Origin of the sequence: Erwinia sp. MYb416, assembly GCF_037479575.1 — a bacterium.
Classification (GTDB): domain Bacteria; phylum Pseudomonadota; class Gammaproteobacteria; order Enterobacterales; family Enterobacteriaceae; genus Erwinia; species Erwinia rhapontici.
Genome location: NZ_JBBGYT010000252.1, coordinates 1 through 887, shown reverse-complemented (window position 1 = coordinate 887; position 887 = coordinate 1). Strand labels below are relative to the sequence as shown.

The 887-nt window shown below is 55.4% G+C and carries 1 protein-coding gene and 1 pseudogene; both read right to left on the bottom strand.

The window, feature by feature from the left end; genetic code table 11:
- Window positions 1-98 (bottom strand): annotated as a pseudogene (locus WH277_RS02340) (bile acid:sodium symporter); the annotation flags it as partial.
- Between the two features lie 116 nt (window positions 99-214).
- On the bottom strand, window positions 215-887 hold a 673-nt coding region (locus WH277_RS02335; RefSeq protein WP_339504182.1), incomplete at its 5' end, for an aspartate kinase.

The window sequence follows — 887 nt, the reverse complement described above, 5'->3', positions numbered from 1 at the left end:
TAAGGCCCCATGCCGGTGAAGGTCGTGGGCGTGTAATACGCGGCAACAGAGAGCAGGACTGCCCAGAGGGGAAACAGTCGGGTAACAGTGGCGAGCATAGAGAGACTTCCTTTTTAGAATCGCATTTTTTCTTTCAGCGAGTATGCAGGTGATGCGAGTGTGCCAGAGCAATAAAAAACCGGGCGAGGCCCGGTTTCATCGTCATCATTCGATTTTATTCGAACAGATTACGGTGCAGTGTCTGAACAATTTTCTCTGCATCCTGTCCAGGGACCAGGAAGCAGAGATTGTAGCTGCTGGCACCGTAACAGATCATGCGCAGATTGAACGGCTCCAGCACGCCAAACACTTCTTTGCCCACGCCACAGGCCTGAGAAAGTTTGTTGCCGATAATCGCCACCAGCGCGAGATTCTCTTCCACTTCCACCCGACACAGGGAGGAGAGTTCCGTCAGCAACGCCTGGGTCAGCAGGCTGTCTCCGGTCGAGGTTGAACCGGTGGTATCCAGCGTCAGCGCCACGCTCACTTCGGAGGTGGTGATCAGGTCAACGGAGATATTGTGGCGCGCCAGGATGTTGAAGACTTCGGCAAGGAACCCGCGTGCATGCAGCATATTCAGGCTGTGCAGCGTCAGTAGCGTCTGTTTACGGCGCAACGCAAGAGCGCGGAACAGTGGCGGGTTCTCGGTTTTATTGCACACCATTGTGCCACCGGCTGATGGATCTTTGCTGGAACCGACAAACACCGGAATATCACTGCGGACCGCAGGCAGCAGCGTCGCCGGATGCAGCACTTTCGCGCCAAATGTCGCCATTTCAGCAGCTTCTTCGAAGGTGATCTCATCGATACGATGGGCTGTATGCACCACGCGCGGATCGGTGGTGTAG